The organism is Dietzia sp. DQ11-71 (assembly GCF_014144995.1).
Lineage (GTDB): Bacteria > Actinomycetota > Actinomycetes > Mycobacteriales > Mycobacteriaceae > Dietzia > Dietzia kunjamensis.
Map to the genome: position 1 here is coordinate 1 of NZ_JAALDT010000293.1, position 3,109 is coordinate 3,109.

General features: G+C 71.7%; 2 protein-coding genes. Both read left to right on the forward strand.

Going from position 1 to position 3,109, the window contains the following annotated elements:
* Positions 1 to 1,473 (forward strand): complex I subunit 5 family protein (locus tag G6023_RS10825; RefSeq protein WP_182635486.1); only part of this gene is annotated, 1,473 nt, incomplete at its 5' end.
* On the forward strand, positions 1,470 to 2,990 hold the full coding sequence (locus tag G6023_RS10830) for a complex I subunit 5 family protein (RefSeq protein ID WP_182635488.1): 1,521 nt from the start codon (positions 1,470 to 1,472) through the stop codon (positions 2,988 to 2,990). The genes G6023_RS10825 and G6023_RS10830, both read left to right, overlap by 4 nt.
* Positions 2,991 to 3,109 lie beyond the last annotated feature (119 nt).

The window sequence follows — 3,109 nt, forward strand, 5'->3', positions numbered from 1 at the left end:
GCTATGACCACCGCGGCCGTCGGCATCGCGATCGCCGTGGTCGTCGCCGTCGGGGGCCCGGTGGAGGCCGCGCTGGCCGGACGGGTCCCGCCGTTGGGCATCGCCGTACGCGCGGACGGGCCCGGAGCGCTGTTCCTCCTGCTCACCTCGATCGTGGGCGGGTTGGTCTCGTTGTTCGCGGCGATCCACCCGCACTCGACGGGTGTCGCGGGGGCCCGTGACTGGTTCTGGTCGGCCTGGCTGCTCGGCTGGAGCGGTCTGGCGGCGGTCTTCCTGTCCGCCGACCTGTTCAACATGTACGTGGCCATCGAGATCGTCGGCCTGGCCGCGGTGCTGCTCGTGGCGCTCGGCGGCCCCGGCGCGTGGCGGGCGGCGTTCCGCTACCTCATGGTCACCGTCACCGGGTCGCTGCTGTTCCTGCTCTCGCTGACCATGGTCTACGCCGCGACCGGGGTGCTGGACCTGCGACTCGCGGGCGAGCGGCTGGCCGCCGGCGACCCGGGCGGCGTCCACGTGACGGTGATCCTCGCGCTCGCCGCGGCGGGAATGGCCTTCAAGTCCGCGCTCTTCCCACTGCACGGCTGGCTGCCCGACGCCCACGCCGGCGCGCCCGGGGCCGTGAGCCCGCTGCTGTCCGCGCTGGTGGTCAAGTCGTCGTTCTTCATCCTGTTCCGGGTGTGGACGGAGGTCACCGGCCCAGACCCGGTGGTGGGCGCCGTTTTGGGAATCGCGGCGGCCGGATCGGTGCTCTGGGCCGGCCTGTCCGCCATCCGCACCCCGCGCTTCAAGCGACTGGTCGGCTACTCCACGGTCTCGCAGGTCGGCTACCTCTTCCTCTACTTCCCGCTGTCCGCCGCCGCCGACGGCCCCGAGCAGCAGCGGGCGGCGTGGATCGCGGTGGCACTGCTGGCGTTCGCGCACGGTTTGGCCAAGTCGTCGCTGTTCCTCTCCGCCGGGGTGATCAAGGACCGACTCGGCACCGACCGATTGGCGGCGATGACCGATCAGGACGCCCGGATGCCCGTCGTGACGATGGCGATCGCGATCGCCGCCGTGAGCCTGGCCGGGCTCCCCGTCAGCCTGGGTTTCGCCGGCAAATGGCAGCTGCTCATGGCCGCTGTAGGCACCGGATTGTGGTGGGTGGTCGCGGTGGCCGTGGCGGGTACCCTCGTCGCGGCCATGTACCTGCTGCGACCGGTCCAGACGTTGCTGTCGGGGGAGTCGAGCGACCACCGGCCCACCCCGGGCGGCGCCGGTGATGGGGGCCACGCCGACGATGGGGGCGACGACGAGGGCCGCAGTACCGATCCGGCGTCCGGTGCCCATCTCCGCGGAACGGGCACGAGAGCCGTCCCGCGCGCCGCCACCCTGATCCCCTTGGCCGCGGCCCTGCTCGCCGCCCTCGCGATCGGGGTGTCCGGGCCGTTGGCCGACCTGGCGGTGCTGGGGATGACCCACGGAGGTGGAGCATGACCCCGCCGTCCTGGGTCGGTGAGTCGTCCCTGCTCGCCGTGGCCCCTCTCGCGCTCTCGGCTCTCGTCGCCGTCGTCGTCTTCCTCATCCCGGAACCCCGCACCAAAGCGCGCACCACGGTCAACATCACCGGCGCCTCGGTCAAGTTGCTCATCGTCGCGGCGCTGGTGCCCGCCGTCATCGCGGGCGCCCGGCCCGAATGGCGCAGCGCCCTCCTGCCGGGTCTCGACCTGGTCCTGCGCGTGGAGCCGCTCTCACTGCTGTTCGCCGGACTGAGCTCGCTGCTGTGGTTGCTCACCACCATCTACGCGATCGGCTACCTGGAGGGCCGCCCGCACCGGGCCCGGTTCTTCGGCTTCTTCTCGCTGTGCGTCACCGCCACCGTGGGCATCTCCTTCTCCGGGAACCTGGTGACGTTCCTGATCTTCTTCGAGCTGCTCACCCTTGTCACCTACCCGCTGGTGGTGCACAACGGCACGGCGGCCTCGTTCCACTCCGGCCAGCTGTACCTGCGGTACACCCTCAGCGGCGGGCTCTCGGTCCTGGTGGGCGTGGCCTGGCTGACCGCGCTGGTCGGCGACGTGGACTTCACCGCCGGCGGCGCGGCGGCGGTCGCCGAGCTGGCCGCCGAGGACCCCGCCACCGCGGTGGCGATCTTCGTGCTCATCGCGGCCGGCCTGGGCGTCAAGGCCGCGCTGTTCCCATTGCACGGCTGGTTGCCCCGGGCGATGGTGGCGCCCGCCCCGGTCAGCGCGCTGCTGCACGCCGTCGCCGTGGTCAAGGCCGGCGTGTTCGGCCTGGTCCGACTGATCGACGACGTCTACGGCGTGCAGGTCGCCGACGACCTGGGCGTGCTGCTGCCGCTGCTGGTGCTGGCCTCGTTCACGGTGATCTACGGCTCGGTCCGCGCCCTCATGCAGGACGATCTGAAGAAGCGACTGGCCTACTCCACGGTCAGCCAGGTCTCCTACGTCACGATCGGCATCGCCCTGGTCTCCGAGATGGGCACTGCCGGCGGACTGACCCACCTGGTGCACCAGGGCCTGATGAAGATCACCCTGTTCTTCTGCGCTGGGCTGTTCGCCGAGGTGCTGGGGATCAAGACCGTCTCGCGACTGGCCGGGCTCGGGCGGCGGATGCCGTGGACGTGCGCGGCGTTCACCGTGGGCGCGTTCGGGATGATCGGGGTCCCGCCGATCGCCGGGTTCGCGTCCAAGTGGCAACTCGGGCTGGGCGCACTGGACTCCGACCACACCTGGGTGCTGGGGATCTTCATCACCAGCGCGCTCCTCAACAGCGCCTACTTCCTGCCGCTGGTGTACTCGATGTGGTTCGCCGAGCGGCCCGGGGGCGAGTCCCCGACAGGTGCGGGCCGACGGCGGGCGGAGGCGCCCCTGGCGCTGCTGGTGCCGACCATGATCACCGCGACGGCCTCGCTGCTGGTGGGGATCATCGCCGCGGCCCCGTACTCGCCGATGGGGATGGCCAGGTTCATCGCCGAGGGGGTGTTCCCCTGATGGCCTCCGCCCCGTGGATCGCGGCCCTGTGGGCTGCCGCGCTCGTCCTGCCGCTCGTCGTCGCGGCGGCCCTCGGCGTGACCTCCGTGCCCCGCCGGCCGGCCGTCGACACCTCGATC

What these genes read in the sequence shown, in the direction of transcription:
- G6023_RS10830 (WP_182635488.1), top strand. Translation starts at nt 1,470, where the DNA reads ATGACCCCGCCGTCCTGGGTCGGTGAGTCGTCCCTGCTCGCCGTGGCC.